Raw genomic sequence first — 18,251 nt, 5'->3', positions numbered from 1 at the left:
ATGGGACAGAAAGTGAATCCCCACGGCCTGCGCGTGGGCGTCATTAAGGACTGGGACTCCCGCTGGTATGCCCGCAACGAGAAGGTGGGCGACCTGCTGGTGGAGGACAAGAAGATCCGGGACTACCTGAAGAAGACCCTGTATTCCGCCGGTATCCCCAAGATTGAGATCGAGCGTGACAACGCCAAGGTGCGCATCTACCTGCACTGCGCCCGTCCCGGCGTGGTCATCGGCAAGGGCGGCGAGGCCATCGAGGCCCTGCGCCTGAAGCTGGAGAAGATGCTGGGCAAGGCTGTTGCCCTGAACATCGTCGAGGTCAAGAGCCCCGACATGGACGCCCAGCTGGTGGCTGAGAACATCGCCCAGCAGCTGGAGAAGCGCATCGGCTTCCGCCGCGCCATGAAGAACGCCATGGGCCGCGCCATGCGGATGGGCGCCCGGGGCATCAAGACTCAGGTGTCCGGCCGTCTGGGCGGCGCCGAGATCGCCCGCACCGAGCACTATCACGACGGCACCATTCCCCTGCAGACCCTGCGGGCCGACATCGACTACGGCTTCGCTGAGGCTGCCACCACCTACGGCCGCATCGGCGTGAAGGTGTGGATCTACAAGGGCGAGGTGCTGACCCAGACCCTGCGGACCACCCCCCGCACTCTGGACACCAAGAACTTCAAGGAGCGCTCCGACCGTCCCCGCCGCGACCGCCGCGACGGCGACCGCAAGGGCGGCTTCAACCGCAACGGCGGCTTCAACCGCAACAACAACCGTCCTCAGGGCGGCTACAACAACAACCGTCCCCAGGGCGGTTACAACCGGCCTCAGGGCGGCGCCCGTCCTGCCGCTCCCAAGGAAGGAGGGTCCAACTAATGCTGCTGCCTAAGAGAGTGAAATACCGCCGCGTGCACCGTGGCCGCCTGAAGGGCAAGGCCATGCGCGGCAACACCGTGACCTACGGTGATTTTGGCCTGCAGGCCACCGAGCCCAGCTGGATCACCAGCAACCAGATCGAGGCCGCCCGTATCGCCATGACCCGTTACACCAAGCGTGGCGGTAAGGTGTGGATCAAGATCTTCCCCGATAAGCCCATTACCGAGAAGCCCGCTGAGACCCGCATGGGTTCCGGTAAAGGTTCTCCCGAGTACTGGGTGGCCGTGGTCAAGCCCGGCCGTGTGATGTTCGAGATCGCTGGCGTCCCTGAGGAGACTGCCCGCGAGGCCCTGCGTCTCGCCTCCCACAAGCTGCCTGTCAAGTGCAAGATTGTGGCGAAAGAGACCGCCGAGACCGAGAATGGTGGTGAATGAAGATGAAGGCTACTGAAATCCGTAAGATGAGCGCCGCCGAGCTGGAGAACAAGCTGGGCGACCTGAAGAAGGATCTCTTCCAGCTGCGTCTTCAGCACGCCACCAATCAGCTGGAGAATCCGGTGAAGATCGCTGAGGTCAAGCGGGACATCGCCCGCGTGAAGACCATCATCCGTGAGCAGCAGCTCGCAGGCCGATAAGAAGGAGGAACTAGGACATGGAAAACAGAACTTCTTCCCGCAAGACCAGAGTCGGCCTGGTGGTCTCCGATAAGATGGACAAGACCGTGGTGGTGGCCATCGCCGACCGTGTGGCCCACCCCCTGTACAAGAAGATCGTCAAGAGCACCTACAAGCTGAAGGCTCACGACGAGAAGAACGAGTGTGGCATCGGCGACCGCGTGCGGGTCATGGAGACCCGGCCCCTGTCCAAGGACAAGCGCTGGCGCGTGGTCGAGATCATCGAAAAGGCGAAGTAAGGAGGTGTCGGTATGATTCAGCAGGAAACTTATCTGAAGGTGGCCGACAACACCGGCGCCAAGGAGATCAAGACCATCCGCGTGCTGGGCGGCTCCAGCCGCCGGTACGCCAACATCGGCGACGTCGTGGTGGCCTCCGTCCGGAAGGCTCAGCCCGGCGGCACCGTGAAGAAGGGCGAGGTCGTGAAGGCCGTCGTCGTCCGTTCCGCCAAGGGCGTCCGCCGTACCGACGGCAGCTACGTCCGGTTTGACGAGAACGCCGCCGTCCTGATCAAGGACGACAAGAATCCCCGCGGTACCCGTATCTTTGGGCCCGTGGCCCGCGAGCTGCGCGACAAGGATTATATGAAGATCCTGTCTCTGGCTCCCGAAGTGCTGTAAGGGGGTAGGAGTAGACATGAATAAGATGAGCATTCGTAAGGACGACCTGGTGGTCGTTCTGTCCGGCAAGGACAAGGGCAAGCAGGGCAAGGTCCTGAGTGTCATGCCCAAGGAGGGCAAGGTCGTGGTGGAGAAGGTGTCTGTGACCTATGAGAACCTCCATAAGGAGGTGGGTCCCGGCTGCCGCATCCTGGTGGATGACGGCCTGATCGAGCTGCGGGTCAAGAGCGTGGAGGGCCACGCTGCGCGACAAGGATTATATGAAGATCCTGTCTCTGGCTCCCGAAGTGCTGTAAGGGGNGGCGTCCACGAAGGTGGTCACTTCGGTGGGGGTGAAGAAGGGGGCCAACAGGGAGCCGATCTGGTTCACCGCCACCGGAATGCGGGCCTCCGCCGCGGCGGCAAGAAGGTCCGCGTCTGCAAGAAGTGCGGCGCCGAGATCTGAGAGAGGAGGAGTGAACAACAATGGCTGATAAGAAAGTGCCCAACCTGAAGGCGAAGTACCAGGCCGAGGTCGCTCCTGCTCTGATGCAGAAGTTCGGTTACAAGAGCTCCATGGAGATCCCCAAGATCGACAAGATCGTGGTCAACTGCGGCTGCGGCGAGGCCCGGGACAACTCCAAGGTGCTGGAGGCCGTCGTGGGCGATCTGACCAAGATCACCGGCCAGAAGGCCATCATCACCAAGGCCAAGAAGTCCGTGGCTAACTTCAAGCTGCGTGAGGGCATGCCCATCGGCGCCAAGGTGACCCTGCGTTCCGACCGTATGTGGGAGTTCCTGGACCGCCTGTTCAACGTGGCCCTGCCCCGCGTGCGTGACTTCCGGGGTATCAACGGCAACTCTTTCGATGGCCGCGGCAACTACGCCCTGGGCATCAAGGAGCAGCTGATCTTCCCCGAGATCGAGTACGACAAGATCGACAAGATCCGCGGCCTGGACGTGGTCATCTGCACCACCGCCAAGACCGACGAAGAGGCCAAGGAACTGCTGACTCTGATCGGCGCTCCCTTTGCCCGGTAAAGGAGGAGAACGAAATGGCTAAGAAGTCTATGATCCTGAAGCAGCAGGCGGAGCCCAAGTTCTCCACCCGCCGCTACAACCGCTGCAAGATCTGCGGCCGTCCCCACGCCTACCTGCGGGACTACGGCATCTGCCGTATCTGCTTCCGCGAGCTGGCTTACAAGGGTCAGATTCCCGGTGTCAAGAAGGCGAGCTGGTAAAACCAGCCCGCCTCTTGGCCGGTAATTTGATAAATTTCCCCAGCCGGCGTGCAATAGGTCGCAGTTGCCTAGCTGCGATACCTTGCCGCTGATACGGGCGCAGCCCGTAATTCTAATAGGAGGTAAACATCATGCATATCACCGATCCCATTGCGGATATGCTCACCCGCATCCGCAACGCGAACAACGCCAAGCATGACACCGTGGACGTCCCCGCGTCCAACATGAAGAAGTCCATCGCGCAGATCCTGCTGGACGAAGGCTATATCAAGAACTTCCAGCTCATCGACGACGGCACTCAGGGCGTGATCCGCATCACTCTGAAGTACAACCCCGGCAAAGAGAAGATCATCACCGGCCTGCGCCGCGTTTCCAAGCCCGGCCTGCGTGTATATGCCGGTGCTGACGAGCTGCCCCGGGTCCTCCATGGCCTGGGCATCGCCATCGTGTCCACGTCCAAGGGCGTCATGACCGACAAGGCTGCCCGCGCGCAGCATGTCGGCGGTGAGGTCCTGGCGTTTGTCTGGTAAGGAGGGAGAGTAGAAAATGTCTCGAATCGGAAGAATGCCGATCTCCATCCCCGCCGGTGTGGACGTGAAGATCGAAGCCGGTAACCTGGTTACCGTGAAGGGGCCCAAGGGCACTCTGACCCAGCAGCTCCACCCCAACATGACCATCACCCAGGAGGGTGACGTGCTCCACGTGACTCGTCCCAACGACGAGAAGGAGAACCGCAGCCTCCACGGCCTGACCCGCAGCCTGCTGCACAACATGGTAGTGGGCGTCACCGAGGGCTTCAAGAAGGAGCTGGACGTGAACGGCGTCGGTTACCGTGTGGCCAAGGAGGGCAACAAGCTGGTCATGAACCTGGGCTTCTCCCATCAGGTCACCGTGGAGGAGATCGACGGCATCAGCATCGAGGTCCCCAGCGCCAACAAGATCGTCATCAGCGGCGTTGACAAGCAGAAGGTGGGCCAGTTCGCCGCCGAAGTTCGTGAGAAGCGTCCGCCTGAGCCTTACAAGGGCAAGGGCATCAAATACACTGACGAGGTCATCCGCCGCAAGGAAGGCAAGACCGGCGTCAAGAAGAAATAAGGAGGTGTGCCACAATGATCAACAGACCCGATACCAATGCTCAGCGGCTTAAGCGCCACAAGAGAGTGCGCGGTAAGATTTCCGGCACGCCCGAGCGTCCCCGTCTGAACGTGTTCCGCAGCAACACCAACATCTATGCCCAGATCATCGACGATGTGAACGGCAAGACTCTGGTGTCCGCTTCTTCCCTGGAGAAGGGCTTTGAAGGCAAGGGCTCCGACTGTGAGGCCGCCAAGAAGGTGGGCCTGACCGTCGCTGAGCGCGCCAAGGCCGCCGGCATCGAGAACGTCGTGTTTGACCGCGGCGGCTACGTGTACCACGGCCGCGTACAGGCCCTGGCCGAGGGCGCCCGTGAGGGCGGCCTGCAGTTCTAAGGGAGGAGGAAAAGATAAATGGCTCGTTTTGAAAGAGAACCCAGCGAGTTTACCGAGAAGCTCGTTTCCCTCAACCGGGTGTCCAAGACCGTGAAGGGCGGCCGCGTCATGAAGTTCGCCGCTCTGATGGTGGTGGGCGACGAGAAGGGCCGCGTGGGCTTCGGCACCGGTAAGGCCGCCGAGGTCCCCGAAGCCATCCGCAAGGGCATCGAGGACGCCAAGAAGAACCTGGTGACCATCACCCGGTCCGGCACCACCATTCCCCATGAGGTCATCGGCGAGTTCGGCGCCGGCCGCGTGCTGCTGAAGCCCGCTGCCCCCGGTACCGGCATCATCGCCGGCGGCCCTGTCCGCGCTGTCATGGAGGCCGCCGGCATCCGTGACATCCGCGCCAAGTGCCTGCGCTCCAACAATCCGCAGAACGTGGTCTCCGCCACCTTCGAGGGCCTGAAGTCCCTCCGTGGTCCCGAGGAGGTCGCCCGCATCCGCGGCAAGAGCGTGGACGAGATCGTAGGTTAAGGAGGGCCGTGAACATGGCTAATCTGAACATCAAGCTGGTCAAGAGCCTGAACGGCCGCATTGCCAAGCACAAGGCCACCGCCGAGGCTCTGGGGCTGCGCCACATCGGCGACACCACCGTACAGCCCGATAACGAGGCCACCCGCGGCAAGATCGCCCACATCGGCTATCTGCTGCAGGTGACCGAGGAACAGTAAGGAGGTGCGCGAAATGAATCTGCATGATCTGTCTCCCGCTGCCGGTTCCAACCCCAAGGCTTACCGCAAGGGCCGCGGCAACGGTTCTGGTAACGGCAAGACCGCCGGCCGCGGTCAGAAGGGCCAGTGGGCCCGTTCCGGCGGCGGTGTCCGCGTGGGATTTGAGGGCGGCCAGATGCCTCTGACCCGCCGCATCCCCAAGCGGGGCTTCAACAACATCTTTGCCAAGCCCCTGGAGGCCATCAACGTGTCCGCCCTGGAGAAGTTCGAGGACGGCGCCGTGGTCAACGTGTGCGACCTGCTGGAGAAGGGCATCCTCTCCAAGTGTGAGTACGGCTACAAGGTGCTGGGCAACGGCACCCTGACCAAGAAGCTGACGGTCCGTGCCTCCGCTTTCTCCGCCTCCGCCAAGGAGAAGATCGTGGCGGCAGGTGGAAAGTACGAGGTGGTATAAGTGATCGAAACCATCCGTAACGCGTGGAAGATTCCTGAGCTGCGCAAGAAGATCCTCTTCACCGTGTTCGCTCTGCTCATCTTCCGGCTGGGCTCCGTGGTTCCTGTGCCTTTCATCGACAGCAACCTGCTGAGCAGCACCCTGAACAACATGGGAGGCATCTTCTCCCTGTTGGGCACCATGAACGGCACCGCCTTCTCCATGGCCGCCGTCTTTGCCCTGGGTGTGCAGCCGTATATCAACAGCTCCATCATCATCCAGCTGCTCACCGTTGCCATCCCCGCCCTGGAGCGCCTCCAGCGGGACGGCGGCGAGGAGGGCCGGAAGAAGATCGCGGCCATCACCCGTTACGTGACCGTGGCCATCGCCCTGCTCCAGGGCTTCGGTTACTACACCTTGATCCGCACCCAAAGCGGTGGCGCCCTGCTGGATACCGCCGGCCTGCCCGGCTGGTGGGCGGCCATCGTCATCATCCTGTGCTTTACCGCCGGTTCCGCCTTTGTCATGTGGCTGGGTGAGCAGATCACCGAGTTCGGCATCGGCAACGGCATCTCCATCATCCTGTTCGCCGGCATCCTGTCCCGGGTGCCCGCCATGGTGCAGACCATGTACGAAGGCATCCGGCACAACCTGGACGGCGTTACCGGTGAGGACGTGTTCAACCTGCCCTGGTGGGGCGCCATCCTCATCGTGATCGGCATGCTGGCCCTGGTGGTGCTCATCGTGTTCATCCAGAACTCCGAGCGCCGCATCCCGGTGCAGTACGCCAAGCGTGTGGTGGGCCGCAAGATGTACGGCGGTCAGTCCAGCCACATCCCCCTGAAGGTGAACATGAGCGGCGTTATGCCCATCATCTTCGCCCAGGCCATCGCCTCTCTGCCCGCTACCGTAGGCATGTTCTTCGGCAAGAGCACTGACAGCGAGGGCGCGTGGGGTGCGTTCCTCCGCGTGTTCGACACCACCAGCGTGGTGTATATCGTGATCTATTTCCTGCTTATCGTGGGCTTCAGCTACTTCTACTCCACCATGCAGTTCAACCCGGTGGAGGTGGCCAACAACCTGAAGAAGAACGGCGGCTTCATTCCCGGCTTCCGTCCCGGCAAGCCCACGGCCGACTTTATCCACAAGGTGCTGGGTAAGATCACCATGTTCGGTGCCCTGTACCTGGCCATCATCGCCATCGCGCCCATCATCACCGGCGCGGTCATCGGCCAGCAGCGCCTGGCCATCGGCGGCACTTCCATCATCATCGTGGTAGGCGTGGCCCTGGAGACCACCAAGGCGTTGGAAGCTCAGATGCTCATGCGGCATTACAAGGGCTTCCTGGAGTAAGAGGGGACTTTATCATGAAAATCATCCTGTTAGGCGCCCCAGGCGCCGGTAAGGGGACCCAGGCGGAGATCATCAGCGGCAAGCTGAATATCCCCACCATCTCCACCGGCAATATTCTCCGCGCGGCCGTGAAGGCGGGAACGCCCATCGGCCTGCAGGCAAAGAGCTATATGGACGCGGGCAAGCTGGTTCCCGATGAGGTCATCATCGGCATCATTGAGGAGCGGCTGGCCCAGAGTGATTGTGCCAACGGTTTTATCCTGGACGGAGTGCCCCGCACCATCGCCCAGGCCGAGGCCCTGGAGCAGCACGGAATCCGCTTTGACGCGGTGCTCTCTCTGGAGATCGCCGACAGCGTCATCGAGGAGCGGATGACCGGGCGCCGGACCTGCCACACTTGCGGCGCCACCTATCATGTCAAGGCGGCTCCTCCCAAGCAGGAGGGCGTCTGCGACAAGTGCGGCGGCGAACTGGAGCAGCGAAAGGATGACCAGCCGGAGACGGTCAAGCACCGGCTGGAGGTCTACCACAGTGAGACCGAGCCCTTGAAGGACTATTACCAGGCCCACGGGCTGTTGGTGACTGTTCCCGATATGGGCGGCATTGAGGAGACCAACGCAAAAATCATGGAACTTTTGGGGAAGTGAATTGAGATGGATATGATCTCACTCAAATCCCCCCGGGAGATCGACTGCATGCGCCGGGCCGGGCGGCTTACCGCCCAGGCCCGGGCATTGGCCGGCTCCATGGTGCGGCCCGGTGTCACCACCCACGAGATCGACACCGCGGTGCGCCGGTTTATCGAAAGCCACGGAGCAAAGCCCTCTTTCCTGGGGTATGGCGGTTTTTCCGGCTCGGCCTGCATCTCCGTCAATGAGCAGGTGATCCACGGTATTCCCGGCCCCCGGAAGCTGAAGGAGGGCGACATCGTCAGCATTGACGTAGGCGCTTATCTGGACGGCTTTCACGGCGACTGCGCCGCTACCTTCCCCTGCGGGGAGGTCAGCGAGGAAGCCATGCGCCTCATCCGGGTCACCGAGCAGAGCTTCTGGGAGGGCATCAAGTTTGCCCGTCCCGGCAAGCGGGTCTACGATATCTCCCACGCGGTCCAGCAGTACGTGGAGGGCAACGGCTTCTCCGTAGTGCGTGACTTTGTGGGCCATGGCGTAGGCGCCAAGCTTCATGAGCCGCCGGAGGTGCCCAATTACGGGCCGGCGGGTCACGGAGCGCGGCTTCAGCCCGGTATGACCATTGCGGTGGAGCCCATGGTGAACGCAGGCGACTGGCGGGTCAAGGTACTGAAGGACGGCTGGACCACGGTGTCCGCCGACGGCAGCCTGACCGCCCACTATGAAAACACCATTCTCATCACCGACGGGGAGCCGGAAGTGCTCACCGTGGCGGAGGAGTGAGGATGGAGCTGGAACGACCTGGAATCGTCCGCTCCCTGGCGGGACACGACAGGGGCGGGTTGTTCTGTGTACTGGGCGTTGAGGGCCCCTATCTGCTGCTGTGCGACGGCAGGCGGAGAAGGGTGGAGGCGCCCAAGCGGAAGAAGGCCGTTCACACGGCCGACGCCGGGGACTTTCAGCACCCCGTCCTGGAGAAGCTCCGGGCGGGGATCCCCACCAGCAACCGCGAAGTACGGAGGGCGCTGGCCGCTTTCCGAGCTGAGGAACTAAGGAGGGTATGACGCTTTGGCAAAGGACGATATGATCGAAGTGGAGGGCGTCGTGACCGAGTCCCTTCCCAACACCACATTCCATGTGGACATCGGAAACGGCCATATCATTCTGGCCCACATCTCCGGCAAGCTGCGGATGAACTTCATCCGGATCCTGCCCGGTGATAAGGTCACAGTCCAGATGTCCCCTTATGATGTAACAAGAGGCCGGATCACCTGGAGAAGCAAGTAATCCGGCGAACCTATCAATGACCGGCGCGGGACAGCGGGGCCTTGCCTCCGCCGCGCCGGGGCCATCAGGCTCAACAGGAGGTTAATGACATGAAAGTTAGACCGTCCGTGAAGCCCATGTGCGAGAAGTGCAAGATCATCAAGCGCAAGGGCAAGGTCATGGTAATTTGCGAAAACCCCAAGCATAAGCAGAGACAAGGTTAACAGGAGGTGCTGAAACAGTATGGCACGTATTGCTGGCATTGATTTGCCCAAGGATAAGCGGGTCGAGATCGGCCTGACCTATATCTACGGCATCGGGCGCACCAGCGCCAATAAGATCCTGGCTGAGGCCGGTATCAACCCCGACACCCGCGTGAAGGACCTGACTGAGGCTGATGAGGCCAAGCTGCGTGAGATCATCGGCCACAGCTACACTGTGGAAGGCGACCTCCGCCGCGACGTTGCGATGGATATCAAGCGTCTGACCGAGATCGGCTGCTACCGCGGCATGCGGCACCGCAAGGGCCTGCCTGTCCGTGGTCAGCGTTCCAAGACCAATGCGCGCACCCGTAAGGGTCCCAAGCGCACCGTCGCCAACAAGAAGAAGTAAGGGAGGGAGAAACACATGGCTACCGCTGCTACCAAGGGTAAGAAGGTTATCCGTAAGCGCCGTGAGCGCAAGAACGTTGAGAAGGGCCAGGTGCACATCCGTTCCTCCTTCAACAATACCATGGTCACCGTGACCGATATGGGCGGCAACGCCCTGTCCTGGGCTTCCTCCGGCGGCCTGGGCTTCCGCGGGTCCCGTAAGTCCACCCCCTTCGCCGCTCAGACTGCTGCCGAGACTGCCGCCAAGGCTGCCATGGAGCACGGCCTGAAGACCGTGGAGGTGTACGTGAAGGGTCCCGGCGCCGGCCGTGAGGCCGCTATCCGCGCCCTGCAGGCCGTGGGCCTGGAGGTCACCCTGATCAAGGACGTGACCCCCATCCCCCACAATGGCTGCCGTCCGCCGAAGCGCCGCCGCGTGTAAGAGAAGGAGGAAGAACAAATGGCAAAGAATATGCAGCCTATCGCCAAGCGCTGCCGTGCGCTGGGCATTTCTCCTGCCGCCATGGGCTATGCCAAGAAGGAGTCCAACCGGAATCCCGGCGGCCAGATGAGAAAGAAGAAGAGTGAGTACGCCCTGCAGCTGACCGAGAAGCAGAAGGTCAAGTTTGTCTACGGCGTGATGGAGAAGCAGTTCCGGATGTACTATGAGAAGGCCGCCCGGATGCCCGGCAAGACCGGCGACAACCTGCTGATCCTGGTGGAGCGCCGCCTGGACAACGTGGTGTACCGTCTGGGCTTCGCCGCTACCCGGCGTGAGGCCCGCCAGCTGGTGAGCCACGGCCACTTCACCGTCAACGGCCAGCGGGTGGACATCCCCTCCTTCCTGGTGAAGGCGGGTGACGTCATCGAGGTCCGCGAGGCCAGCCGTTCCTCCGTCAAGTTCAAGAAACTGGTCGGTGAGGACGCTCCCACCGTGCTGCTGCCCCAGTGGCTGGAGCGGGAGAAGAACTCCCTGAAGGGCACCGTGACCAAGCTGCCCGTCCGCGAGGACGTGGATCTGCCCGTCGAGGAGCACCTGATCGTCGAGCTGTACTCCAAGTAAGTTAGATTGTACCCTCGATTATTGGTGAGCTGTATATGGCTGCGGGCAACGGCCCGCAGCCGCGAAAAGGAGGGTAACACATGGTAGAAATCGAGAAGCCCCGCATCGAATGTGTGGAGAACCCCGGCGACGGTTCTTACGGCAAATACGTGGTAGAGCCCCTGGAGCGCGGCTACGGCACCACTCTGGGCAACTCTCTGCGGCGCATCCTGCTTTCGTCCCTGCCCGGCACGGCGGTTACCTCCATCAAAATCGCCGGCGTGCAGCACGAGTTCTCCACCATCCCCGGCGTGAAGGAAGACGTGACGGAGATCGTCCTGAACGTCAAGAAGATCATCGCCAAACTTCACTCCGAGGGCGTAAAGACGGTCTATATCGAGGCCAGCGGCGAGTGCGAGGTAACAGCCGGCGACATCAAGGCCGACGGTGAGGTCGAGATCCTGAATCCCGACCTGCACATCGCCACCCTGGGCCCCGACGCCAGCCTGAACATGGAGCTGACCATGTCCCACGGCCGGGGCTACGTCCCCGCCGACCGGAACAAGCCGGCTCAGACCATCATCGGGCTCATTCCGGTGGATTCCATCTATACGCCGGTGCGGAAGGTCAACTACACGGTGGAGAACACCCGCGTAGGCGACCTGACCGACTTCGACAAGCTGACCCTGGAGGTGTGGACCAACGGTACCATCACCGCCCGGGACGCCGTCAGCCTGGGCGCCCGCATCCTGTGCGACCACTTCGTCCTCTTCACCGATCTCTCTGAGACCATGGGCTCCAAGTCCACGGTGGTGGAGAAGGCGGAGGCCCAGCGGGACAAGGTGCTGGAGCTGACCATCGAGGAGCTGGACCTGTCCGTCCGTTCCTTCAACTGCCTCAAGCGGGCCAACATCAACACGGTGGAGGATCTGATCTCCAAGACCGAGGACGAGATGATGAAGGTGCGCAACCTGGGCCGCAAGTCCCTGGAAGAGGTCATCAACAAGCTGGCCATGATGGGCCTGCACCTGGCCGACGAAGAAAACTGAGGTCAGAGAGGAAACGGGCGGTCCGGGGGCACGTAACGTCCCCTCCCGGACCCGCGGGCCGTCAGGCGCCTGTTTCCGGGGAGCACAGCGCTCCCTCCGGACGAATCTCAACCGCCATAGGAGTTGGAAACTATGTCTCACTATCGTAAACTGGGCAAGCCCACTGATCAGCGTATCGCGATGCTGCGCGCCATGACCACCTACCTGCTGGAGAACGGTCAGATCAAGACCACCTACTCCCGCGCCAAGGAAGTGGCTCCCATGGCCGAGAAGATGATCACTCTGGCCAAGAATCCCGGCCTGGCCAACTACCGCAAGGCCCTGTCCTACCTGACCAAGGAGGATGTGACCAAGAAGCTGTTCGACGAGATCGGCCCCAAGTATGCCACCCGTAACGGCGGCTACACCCGGGTTGTGAAGATCGGCCCCCGCCGCGGCGACGCCGCCGAGATGGCCATCGTCCAGCTGGTGTAATGTCTGAGAAAGCGCCCTGCCGCAGGCAGGGCGCTTTTAATTTCGCTTGCAATCCAGGCCCGGCTATGATATACTACACTCCAATAACTGATAAAGGAGACGGTGAGCCCTCGTGGACGAACCTCCGCCTAGTCACAAGTGCAGAAGGAAAACAGTGAGGACAGCCTTATTCCGCCGGAATAGGGGTGTCCTTTTGCGCGTTCCTTTGAAAAACAAGAGTTGGAGTTGATTTTTTTCTTATGCCAGACAGTTCCAGTATTACGATGATCCTGATCCTTGTGGTCCTTGTCATCCTCTCGGCCTATTTCTCGGCCACCGAGACTGCTTTTACCTCCCTGAACCGGATCCGGCTGAAAAGCAAGGCGGATTCCGGCAACCGCCGGGCTGCCCTGGCCCTCAGGTTGGTGGACCAGTACGACAACCTGCTGTCCACCATTCTGGTGGGCAACAACATCGTCAACCTGTCCGCCTCCTCCCTGGCCACGGTGTTCTTTACCGAGGGCCTGCGTCTCCAGAACGGCGCGGTAATTTCCACCGCCGTCATCACCATCGTGGTGCTGGTGTTCGGCGAGGTCTCGCCCAAGAGCCTGGCCAAGGAATATCCCGAGAGCTTCGCCATGTTCTCCGCCCCCATGATGCGGGTGCTCATGGTGATCCTCACGCCGGTGAACTTCCTGTTCAGCCTGCTGAAGAAGCTGCTGTCCAAGGTGGTCCATAAGGCGGATGACAGCGGCATCACCGAGGAGGAGTTGGTGACCATGGTGGACCAGGCGGAGAGCGAGGGCGGTCTGGACCAGCACGAGAGCAAGCTGATCCGCTCCGCCATTGAGTTCAACGACATGGAGGTGGATGAGATCCTCACCCCCCGTGTGGACATCGTGGCGGTGGAGGACACCGACTCCATGGAGGACATCGCCCAGGCTTTCGCCGAGAGCGGCTACTCCCGCCTGCCGGTGTACCATGAGGACATCGACGACATTGTGGGCGTCATCCATGAGAAGGACTTCCACGCCGCCCGCTACCGGGGAATGGACGATATCAAGTCCATCATGGGCCCCATGCTCTATACCACCGGCAACACCAAGATCTCCGAGCTGCTGCGCATCCTCCAGCGGGAGAAGGCCCACATGGTGGTCGTGGTGGACGAGTACGGCGGCACTGAGGGCCTGGTGACCCTGGAGGACATCGTGGAAGAGCTGGTGGGCGAGATCTGGGATGAACACGACGAGGTCATCGAGGAGTTCAAGAAGCAGGAGGACGGCAGCTATCTGATCTCCTGTTCCGCCGACCTGACCGACCTGTTCGACCTGTTCTCCATCAAGGGCGAGTGCGACGCCAACACCATCTCCGGCTGGGTGATGGAGCAGATCGGCCGCATTCCGGAGGAGGGGGACCACTTCACCTCCGACGGCCTGGACGTGACCGTCACCAAGGTGGACCACCGCCGGGTGCTGGAGATCCGGGTGGTGGTGCTCCCCCAGGAAGAGGAGACGGGCAAGGAGAAGGAAAAAGACAAGGAAAAGGATAAAGATAAGGGAAAAGAGGGCTGAGCCCTCACCCCATGGAACAGACAGGAGTGGAAACCATGGCAAATACATTGGAAGATCTGAAGAACCGCCGCAGCTGCCGCAGCTATCAGCCTCAGCAGATCACGGAGGAGGAGCTGCAGCAGGTGCTGGAGGCGGGCATGTACGCCCCCACCGCCCGGGGCGGCCAGTCCCCCATCATCGTGGTGGTGCAGGATAAGGATACCATCGAGACCCTGCGGAAGATGAACGCCGCCATCATGGGCACGCCGGAGGCCGACCCCTTCTACGGCGCCCCCACCGTGCTCATTGTGCTGGCGGACAAGAGCTGTGTCAACCGGGTGTACGACGGCAGCTGCGTGATGGATAACCTGCTCAACGCCGCCCAGGCGGTGGGCCTGGGCGCCTGCTGGATCCACCGGGCCCGGGAGGAGTTCGAATCCGACGAGGGCAAGGCTCTGCTGGCCAAGTGGGGCGTGGAAGGGGACTACGAGGGCATCGGCCACTGCGTGCTGGGCTATCGGGCCGACGCGGTGCCCGCTCCCGCGCCCCGGAAGGCCAACTATGTGTATTACGTCCGCTGAAAGCGGAAAAATGCGCTGAAATTTCCGTATGAGACTTTACAATACGGGAAAAATGTGATAGTCTATCATAGCCTGTGTACCGCAGGCACTACCCCGGACTTCGTCTCCCGGCTCACACCGGCCGGTCACGCAGCCCGCGGGCACATCAAAAGAAAGGTGGAACCTAACCATGATCCGTAAGGACGAAAAGACTGCTGTTATCGAGGCCAACCGCACTCATCCCACTGACACCGGCTCTCCCGAGGTGCAGATCGCCATTCTGACCGCCCGCATCCAGGAGCTGACCGAGCACCTGAAGGTGCACAAGCACGACAACCACAGCCGCCGCGGCCTGCTGAAGATGGTCGGTAAGCGCCGCAAGATGCTGGACTACCTGATGGACAAGGACATCGAGCGGTATCGTGCCATTATCGCCAAGCTGGGCATCCGTAAGTAATTGTATGTTGATAGGGGTGGCGCGGGACACCGTGCCACCCCTTCTTCCCATTCCTCAGAGCACGCTTTTTAGCAGTTGAACCTGGGCCCGGGTGCCGGGCATGGGTTCAAGTGCTAAAAAGAGCCCGGCTCTGATGTGTGGGAAACACCAACGAAAAAGGAGGCAAACTCACATGTCAACCATTATCAAGCACAAGGAATTCACCAACCACAAAGTGTACAAGACCGAAGTGGCTGGCCGTCCTCTGACCATCGACGTGGGCAAGGTAGCCGAGCTGGCCACCGCGTCCGCCATGGTGACCTACGGCGAGACCACCGTGCTGGTGGCCGTCACCGTGTCCCCCCGTCCCCGGGACGGCGTGGACTTCTTCCCCCTGAGCGTGGATTTTGAAGAGAAGCTGTACGCCGTGGGCCGCATCCCCGGCTCCTTCATGCGCCGTGAGGGCCAGCCCTCTCTGCCCGCCGTGCTGGCTTCCCGGGTCATCGACCGGTCCATCCGGCCCCTGTTCCCCTATGACTTCCGCAACGACGTGGTGGTCACCGCCACCGTCATGAGCGTGGACCGGGACTGCTCTCCCGAGGTCACCGCCATGATCGGCGTGTCCGCCTGCCTGGCTTACTCCTGCATCCCCTGGGCCGGCCCCATCGGCTGCCTGGAGGTGGGCTACGTGGACGGCCAGATCGTTATGAACCCCACCAACGAGCAGAAGCACAAGTCCCAGCTGGATCTGACCGTGGCTGCCACCGACAAGAAGGTCATCATGATCGAGGCCGGCGCCAAGGAGATCCCCGACGACATCATGTATGAGGCCATCGTGAAGGCCCACGAGGACATCAAGGCCCAGGTGGCCTTCATCAACCAGATCGTGGCGGAGATCGGCAAGGAGAAGATGACCTACGACCACGCCGACTTCGATCAGAAGCTGTTCGACAAGATCGTGGCCGCCACCATGGACGAGGCCAAGGCCGCCATGGATACCGACGACAAGAACGTGCGTGAGGAGCGCTGGAACGCCCTCATCGAGCACTGGCACGAGCTCTTCCTGGAGGACTATCCCGAGATGGACAAGTACCTGGAGGAGATCACCTACAAGTTCCAGAAGAAGATCGTCAAGGCCTGGCTGCTGGAGGGCCACCGTGTGGATGGCCGCGCCAAGAACGAGATCCGTCCCCTGGCCGCCGAGGTTGGCGTACTGCCCCGTGTCCACGGCTCCGGCCTGTTCACCCGCGGCCAGACCCAGGTGCTGAGCATCTGCACCCTGAACACCCTCTCCGCCGCCCAGAAGCTGGATACCATCTGGGAGGAGGAGGAGAAGCGGTACATGCACCACTACAACTTCCCCGCCTACTCCACCGGCGAGGCCCGTGCCGCCCGCTCCACCAACCGGCGTGAAAAGGGCCACGGCGCTCTGGCCGAGCGCGCCCTGGAGCCCGTCATCCCCTCCGTGGAGGACTTCCCCTACGCCATCCGCGTGGTGTCCGAGGTGCTCTCTTCCAACGGCTCCACCTCTCAGGGCTCCATCTGCGGCTCCACTCTGGCCCTGATGGACGCCGGCGTGCCCATCTCCGCCCCCGTGGCCGGCATTTCCTGCGGCCTGATCCAGGACGATGACGGCTCCTTCCAGACCTTCATCGACATCCAGGGCGTGGAGGACTTCCACGGCGAGATGGACTTCAAGGTGGCCGGCACCAAGGCCGGCATCACCGCCATCCAGATGGACATCAAGAACGACGGTCTGACCCATGAGATCATCAAGGAGGCCCTGGCCATCACCAAGGACGCCCGGTATGCCATCCTGGACGAGATCATGCTGCCCTGCATCTCCAAGCCCCGTGACGACGTGGCCGACACCGCTCCCAAGATGGTGAAGATGAAGATCGACGTGGACAAGATCCGCGAGGTCATCGGCTCCGGCGGCAAGGTGATCCAGAAGATCTGTGCCGACACCGGCGCCAAGATCGACATCGAGGACGACGGCACCATCTATATCGCGGGTACCGACAAGGCCTCCTGCGACGCCGCCAAGAAGACCATCGAGACCATCGTGTTCGTGCCCGAGGTGGGCCAGCTGTACTACGGCAAGGTGGTCCGCATCCTCCAGTTCGGCGCCTTCGTGGAGCTGGCTCCCGGTAAGGACGGCATGGTCCACATCTCCAAGCTGGCCGACCACCGCGTGGAGAAGGTGGAGGACGTGGTGAACATCGGCGACATGATCTGGGTCAAGGTCACCGACATCGACGAGAAGGGCCGGGTCAACCTGTCCTATCGGGATGCGCTGAAAGAGATCAAGGCCAAGAAGGCCGCCGGCGAGCCCATTAAGTAAAACCGCATATTGAGGCCGGGCGGAGCTCCGCCCGGCCTTTTTGCCCTTCCCTTGACAAGGCGAAGGAGCCTGTGATACACTCCGACCGAAGGGGGAAAGGAAATGGATCCGATCATCTGTCAGGAAAAATGCGTGGGCTGCGGGGCGTGCGTCCGGGACTGCCTGCGGGACCTGCTCTGTGTGGAAGACGGCAAGGCCAGGAGGAAGGAGGGCGTCTGCATCCGGTGCGGCCACTGTGTGGCGGTGTGCCCCATGGACGCCATCCGGCTGGAGGGCTGTCCGGAGGAGGAGATCCATTCCTATGACCCCGCCGCCTTTGATATCCCGGCGGCCCAGCTGCTGAACTTTATGCAGTTCCGGCGGAGCATCCGCCAGTTTCAGAATAAGCCGGTGGAGGAGGACAAGCTGGCCACCCTGCTGGAGGCGGCCCGGTATGCGCCCACCGGCGGCAACCAGCAGAAGACGCGTTATATCTTGCTGGAGCAGGAGAAGGATGAGCTGATCGAGCTGACCCTCAAGACCCTGTATGACGCGGCGGGCCGGATGGATACGGACCCGTCTCTCCAGGGCCTGAAACGCTATCAGGCTAAGTTCCGGAGCATGTATCCGGCCTGGAAGGAGCAGGGGAAGGATGGCCTGTTCTTCCATGCGCCCTGTGTGCTGATGGTGGTGTCCGGCAACCCCAAGTCGGGCACCGGCCGGCTGGACGCGGGGCTGGCCTCCGCCAATGCGGAGCTGATGGCCCATGCGCTTGGTCTGGGCGTGTGCTATATCGGCTTCTTCACCATAGCCGCAGCGCTGGAGCCGGAGCTCTACCGGCGGGTTGGGATCCGGGACGGGGAGGAAGTGGTGTCCACCATGGCTGTCGGCTACCCGGCGGTGCGCTACCGCCGGACGGTGAACCGCAATCCCGCCGACGTGACCCGGCTGTAATCAGATAAGAAGGAGAGAAAGGGGCGGCACAGCCATGAAGAAAAAGGT

At 61.8% G+C, this 18,251-nt stretch carries 29 protein-coding genes and 1 pseudogene; all 30 read left to right on the top strand.

From position 1 onward, the window contains the following. The 30 genes and pseudogenes from rpsC (at position 1) to E0E41_RS09220 (ending at position 18,203) form a co-directional block, all read left to right on the top strand. A complete protein-coding gene (gene rpsC, locus E0E41_RS09370) occupies positions 1 to 867 on the top strand; it encodes a 30S ribosomal protein S3 (RefSeq protein ID WP_130869690.1) in 867 nt (288 codons plus the stop codon). Beyond that, positions 867 to 1,301, top strand: coding sequence for a 50S ribosomal protein L16 (gene rplP / locus E0E41_RS09365; RefSeq protein WP_130869689.1), 435 nt, complete (start codon positions 867 to 869; stop codon positions 1,299 to 1,301). The genes rpsC and rplP overlap by 1 nt, the downstream gene beginning before the upstream one ends. Continuing rightward, a complete protein-coding gene (gene rpmC, locus E0E41_RS09360) occupies positions 1,298 to 1,501 on the top strand; it encodes a 50S ribosomal protein L29 (RefSeq protein WP_130869688.1) in 204 nt (67 codons plus the stop codon). Before rplP ends, rpmC begins: the two co-directional genes overlap by 4 nt. Before the next feature lie 17 nt (positions 1,502 to 1,518). Continuing rightward, positions 1,519 to 1,779, top strand: coding sequence for a 30S ribosomal protein S17 (rpsQ, locus tag E0E41_RS09355; RefSeq protein ID WP_007494646.1), 261 nt, complete (start codon positions 1,519 to 1,521; stop codon positions 1,777 to 1,779). A 12-nt stretch (positions 1,780 to 1,791) separates the two neighbouring features. After that, positions 1,792 to 2,160, top strand: coding sequence for a 50S ribosomal protein L14 (rplN, locus tag E0E41_RS09350; protein ID WP_130869687.1), 369 nt, complete (start codon positions 1,792 to 1,794; stop codon positions 2,158 to 2,160). A gap of 16 nt (positions 2,161 to 2,176) precedes the next feature. Continuing rightward, positions 2,177 to 2,305: pseudogene (locus E0E41_RS19265) on the top strand (KOW motif-containing protein); the annotation flags it as partial. Between the two features lie 320 nt (positions 2,306 to 2,625). Beyond that, on the top strand, positions 2,626 to 3,180 hold the full coding sequence (gene rplE, locus E0E41_RS09335) for a 50S ribosomal protein L5 (RefSeq protein ID WP_130869685.1): 555 nt from the start codon (positions 2,626 to 2,628) through the stop codon (positions 3,178 to 3,180). Positions 3,181 to 3,194: 14 nt separating this feature from the next. Further along, entirely contained in the window at positions 3,195 to 3,380 is a 186-nt protein-coding gene (locus tag E0E41_RS09330; protein WP_006573415.1) for a type Z 30S ribosomal protein S14, read from the top strand. A 131-nt stretch (positions 3,381 to 3,511) separates the two neighbouring features. Beyond that, positions 3,512 to 3,910 carry a 30S ribosomal protein S8 gene (rpsH, locus tag E0E41_RS09325; RefSeq protein WP_130869684.1) on the top strand — a complete coding sequence of 133 codons (399 nt, stop codon included), beginning with the start codon at positions 3,512 to 3,514 and terminating at the stop codon, positions 3,908 to 3,910. A gap of 16 nt (positions 3,911 to 3,926) precedes the next feature. Beyond that, positions 3,927 to 4,475 (top strand): 50S ribosomal protein L6, encoded by a 549-nt coding sequence (gene rplF, locus E0E41_RS09320; protein WP_130869683.1) that lies wholly within the window; start codon positions 3,927 to 3,929, stop codon positions 4,473 to 4,475. 14 nt (positions 4,476 to 4,489) lie between these two features. Beyond that, positions 4,490 to 4,849: a 50S ribosomal protein L18 gene (gene rplR, locus E0E41_RS09315; RefSeq protein ID WP_130869682.1), complete on the top strand. Its 360-nt coding sequence runs from the start codon at positions 4,490 to 4,492 to the stop codon at positions 4,847 to 4,849. An 18-nt stretch (positions 4,850 to 4,867) separates the two neighbouring features. Next, positions 4,868 to 5,368 (top strand): 30S ribosomal protein S5, encoded by a 501-nt coding sequence (gene rpsE, locus E0E41_RS09310; RefSeq protein ID WP_087343126.1) that lies wholly within the window; start codon positions 4,868 to 4,870, stop codon positions 5,366 to 5,368. A 14-nt stretch (positions 5,369 to 5,382) separates the two neighbouring features. Then, entirely contained in the window at positions 5,383 to 5,565 is a 183-nt protein-coding gene (gene rpmD, locus E0E41_RS09305) for a 50S ribosomal protein L30 (protein WP_087335586.1), read from the top strand. Positions 5,566 to 5,578: 13 nt separating this feature from the next. After that, the gene (rplO, locus tag E0E41_RS09300; RefSeq protein WP_087343129.1) at positions 5,579 to 6,019 is read left to right on the top strand and encodes a 50S ribosomal protein L15; all 441 of its coding nucleotides are present in this window, start codon (positions 5,579 to 5,581) and stop codon (positions 6,017 to 6,019) included. Continuing rightward, complete coding sequence (gene secY / locus E0E41_RS09295) at positions 6,020 to 7,351, top strand: preprotein translocase subunit SecY (RefSeq protein WP_130869681.1); 1,332 nt, start codon at positions 6,020 to 6,022, stop codon at positions 7,349 to 7,351. 14 nt (positions 7,352 to 7,365) lie between these two features. Further along, positions 7,366 to 7,998: an adenylate kinase gene (locus tag E0E41_RS09290; RefSeq protein WP_130869680.1), complete on the top strand. Its 633-nt coding sequence runs from the start codon at positions 7,366 to 7,368 to the stop codon at positions 7,996 to 7,998. 12 nt (positions 7,999 to 8,010) lie between these two features. Next, a complete protein-coding gene (gene map / locus E0E41_RS09285; RefSeq protein WP_130870816.1) occupies positions 8,011 to 8,763 on the top strand; it encodes a type I methionyl aminopeptidase in 753 nt (250 codons plus the stop codon). A 2-nt stretch (positions 8,764 to 8,765) separates the two neighbouring features. Continuing rightward, positions 8,766 to 9,044: a KOW domain-containing RNA-binding protein gene (locus tag E0E41_RS09280; RefSeq protein ID WP_130869679.1), complete on the top strand. Its 279-nt coding sequence runs from the start codon at positions 8,766 to 8,768 to the stop codon at positions 9,042 to 9,044. A 4-nt stretch (positions 9,045 to 9,048) separates the two neighbouring features. After that, positions 9,049 to 9,267 (top strand): translation initiation factor IF-1, encoded by a 219-nt coding sequence (infA, locus tag E0E41_RS09275; RefSeq protein WP_009258089.1) that lies wholly within the window; start codon positions 9,049 to 9,051, stop codon positions 9,265 to 9,267. Positions 9,268 to 9,356: 89 nt separating this feature from the next. Continuing rightward, positions 9,357 to 9,470: a 50S ribosomal protein L36 gene (gene rpmJ, locus E0E41_RS09270; protein ID WP_006573428.1), complete on the top strand. Its 114-nt coding sequence runs from the start codon at positions 9,357 to 9,359 to the stop codon at positions 9,468 to 9,470. A gap of 19 nt (positions 9,471 to 9,489) precedes the next feature. Continuing rightward, the gene (gene rpsM / locus E0E41_RS09265) at positions 9,490 to 9,858 is read left to right on the top strand and encodes a 30S ribosomal protein S13 (protein ID WP_130869678.1); all 369 of its coding nucleotides are present in this window, start codon (positions 9,490 to 9,492) and stop codon (positions 9,856 to 9,858) included. 15 nt (positions 9,859 to 9,873) lie between these two features. Next, positions 9,874 to 10,278, top strand: a complete 405-nt coding sequence (rpsK, locus tag E0E41_RS09260; RefSeq protein WP_130869677.1) for a 30S ribosomal protein S11 — start codon at positions 9,874 to 9,876, stop codon at positions 10,276 to 10,278. A gap of 18 nt (positions 10,279 to 10,296) precedes the next feature. Then, positions 10,297 to 10,899, top strand: coding sequence for a 30S ribosomal protein S4 (gene rpsD / locus E0E41_RS09255; RefSeq protein ID WP_130869676.1), 603 nt, complete (start codon positions 10,297 to 10,299; stop codon positions 10,897 to 10,899). Between the two features lie 80 nt (positions 10,900 to 10,979). Continuing rightward, positions 10,980 to 11,927, top strand: coding sequence for a DNA-directed RNA polymerase subunit alpha (locus E0E41_RS09250; protein ID WP_130869675.1), 948 nt, complete (start codon positions 10,980 to 10,982; stop codon positions 11,925 to 11,927). Positions 11,928 to 12,059: 132 nt separating this feature from the next. Next, positions 12,060 to 12,401: a 50S ribosomal protein L17 gene (gene rplQ, locus E0E41_RS09245; protein ID WP_130869674.1), complete on the top strand. Its 342-nt coding sequence runs from the start codon at positions 12,060 to 12,062 to the stop codon at positions 12,399 to 12,401. Between the two features lie 239 nt (positions 12,402 to 12,640). Continuing rightward, positions 12,641 to 13,951, top strand: coding sequence for an HlyC/CorC family transporter (locus E0E41_RS09240; protein WP_130869673.1), 1,311 nt, complete (start codon positions 12,641 to 12,643; stop codon positions 13,949 to 13,951). Between the two features lie 35 nt (positions 13,952 to 13,986). Beyond that, positions 13,987 to 14,511: a nitroreductase family protein gene (locus E0E41_RS09235; RefSeq protein WP_130869672.1), complete on the top strand. Its 525-nt coding sequence runs from the start codon at positions 13,987 to 13,989 to the stop codon at positions 14,509 to 14,511. A 169-nt stretch (positions 14,512 to 14,680) separates the two neighbouring features. Then, on the top strand, positions 14,681 to 14,947 hold the full coding sequence (rpsO, locus tag E0E41_RS09230) for a 30S ribosomal protein S15 (RefSeq protein WP_130869671.1): 267 nt from the start codon (positions 14,681 to 14,683) through the stop codon (positions 14,945 to 14,947). A 172-nt stretch (positions 14,948 to 15,119) separates the two neighbouring features. Then, positions 15,120 to 17,270 carry a polyribonucleotide nucleotidyltransferase gene (locus E0E41_RS09225; protein ID WP_130869670.1) on the top strand — a complete coding sequence of 717 codons (2,151 nt, stop codon included), beginning with the start codon at positions 15,120 to 15,122 and terminating at the stop codon, positions 17,268 to 17,270. Between the two features lie 102 nt (positions 17,271 to 17,372). After that, positions 17,373 to 18,203 carry a nitroreductase family protein gene (locus tag E0E41_RS09220; protein ID WP_130869669.1) on the top strand — a complete coding sequence of 277 codons (831 nt, stop codon included), beginning with the start codon at positions 17,373 to 17,375 and terminating at the stop codon, positions 18,201 to 18,203. The last annotated feature ends 48 nt before the right edge of the window (positions 18,204 to 18,251 follow it).

Origin of the sequence: Intestinimonas massiliensis (ex Afouda et al. 2020), assembly GCF_900626285.1 — a bacterium.
GTDB lineage: Bacteria > Bacillota > Clostridia > Oscillospirales > Oscillospiraceae > Flavonifractor > Flavonifractor massiliensis_A.
Note: the sequence above shows the minus strand (reverse complement) of the source record. Positions and strands in the feature narration are given on the sequence as shown.

Bases quoted from the DNA above. Each gene is read 5' to 3' on its own strand.
- rpsC (WP_130869690.1), top strand. From the start codon at position 1: ATGGGACAGAAAGTGAATCCCCACGGCCTGCGCGTGGGCGTCATTAAG.
- E0E41_RS09235 (WP_130869672.1), top strand. From the start codon at position 13,987: ATGGCAAATACATTGGAAGATCTGAAGAACCGCCGCAGCTGCCGCAGC.
- rpmC (WP_130869688.1), top strand. From the start codon at position 1,298: ATGAAGATGAAGGCTACTGAAATCCGTAAGATGAGCGCCGCCGAGCTG.
- rpsK (WP_130869677.1), top strand. From the start codon at position 9,874: ATGGCTACCGCTGCTACCAAGGGTAAGAAGGTTATCCGTAAGCGCCGT.
- rplR (WP_130869682.1), top strand. From the start codon at position 4,490: ATGATCAACAGACCCGATACCAATGCTCAGCGGCTTAAGCGCCACAAG.
- rplQ (WP_130869674.1), top strand. From the start codon at position 12,060: ATGTCTCACTATCGTAAACTGGGCAAGCCCACTGATCAGCGTATCGCG.
- rpsD (WP_130869676.1), top strand. From the start codon at position 10,297: ATGGCAAAGAATATGCAGCCTATCGCCAAGCGCTGCCGTGCGCTGGGC.
- rpmJ (WP_006573428.1), top strand. From the start codon at position 9,357: ATGAAAGTTAGACCGTCCGTGAAGCCCATGTGCGAGAAGTGCAAGATC.
- rplF (WP_130869683.1), top strand. From the start codon at position 3,927: ATGTCTCGAATCGGAAGAATGCCGATCTCCATCCCCGCCGGTGTGGAC.
- rpsQ (WP_007494646.1), top strand. From the start codon at position 1,519: ATGGAAAACAGAACTTCTTCCCGCAAGACCAGAGTCGGCCTGGTGGTC.
- rplN (WP_130869687.1), top strand. From the start codon at position 1,792: ATGATTCAGCAGGAAACTTATCTGAAGGTGGCCGACAACACCGGCGCC.
- rpmD (WP_087335586.1), top strand. From the start codon at position 5,383: ATGGCTAATCTGAACATCAAGCTGGTCAAGAGCCTGAACGGCCGCATT.
- E0E41_RS09280 (WP_130869679.1), top strand. From the start codon at position 8,766: ATGGAGCTGGAACGACCTGGAATCGTCCGCTCCCTGGCGGGACACGAC.
- rplP (WP_130869689.1), top strand. From the start codon at position 867: ATGCTGCTGCCTAAGAGAGTGAAATACCGCCGCGTGCACCGTGGCCGC.
- E0E41_RS09220 (WP_130869669.1), top strand. From the start codon at position 17,373: ATGGATCCGATCATCTGTCAGGAAAAATGCGTGGGCTGCGGGGCGTGC.
- rplE (WP_130869685.1), top strand. From the start codon at position 2,626: ATGGCTGATAAGAAAGTGCCCAACCTGAAGGCGAAGTACCAGGCCGAG.
- E0E41_RS09225 (WP_130869670.1), top strand. From the start codon at position 15,120: ATGTCAACCATTATCAAGCACAAGGAATTCACCAACCACAAAGTGTAC.
- map (WP_130870816.1), top strand. From the start codon at position 8,011: ATGATCTCACTCAAATCCCCCCGGGAGATCGACTGCATGCGCCGGGCC.
- E0E41_RS09330 (WP_006573415.1), top strand. From the start codon at position 3,195: ATGGCTAAGAAGTCTATGATCCTGAAGCAGCAGGCGGAGCCCAAGTTC.
- rplO (WP_087343129.1), top strand. From the start codon at position 5,579: ATGAATCTGCATGATCTGTCTCCCGCTGCCGGTTCCAACCCCAAGGCT.
- E0E41_RS09290 (WP_130869680.1), top strand. From the start codon at position 7,366: ATGAAAATCATCCTGTTAGGCGCCCCAGGCGCCGGTAAGGGGACCCAG.
- E0E41_RS09240 (WP_130869673.1), top strand. From the start codon at position 12,641: ATGCCAGACAGTTCCAGTATTACGATGATCCTGATCCTTGTGGTCCTT.
- rpsO (WP_130869671.1), top strand. From the start codon at position 14,681: ATGATCCGTAAGGACGAAAAGACTGCTGTTATCGAGGCCAACCGCACT.
- rpsH (WP_130869684.1), top strand. From the start codon at position 3,512: ATGCATATCACCGATCCCATTGCGGATATGCTCACCCGCATCCGCAAC.
- rpsM (WP_130869678.1), top strand. From the start codon at position 9,490: ATGGCACGTATTGCTGGCATTGATTTGCCCAAGGATAAGCGGGTCGAG.
- E0E41_RS09250 (WP_130869675.1), top strand. From the start codon at position 10,980: ATGGTAGAAATCGAGAAGCCCCGCATCGAATGTGTGGAGAACCCCGGC.
- rpsE (WP_087343126.1), top strand. From the start codon at position 4,868: ATGGCTCGTTTTGAAAGAGAACCCAGCGAGTTTACCGAGAAGCTCGTT.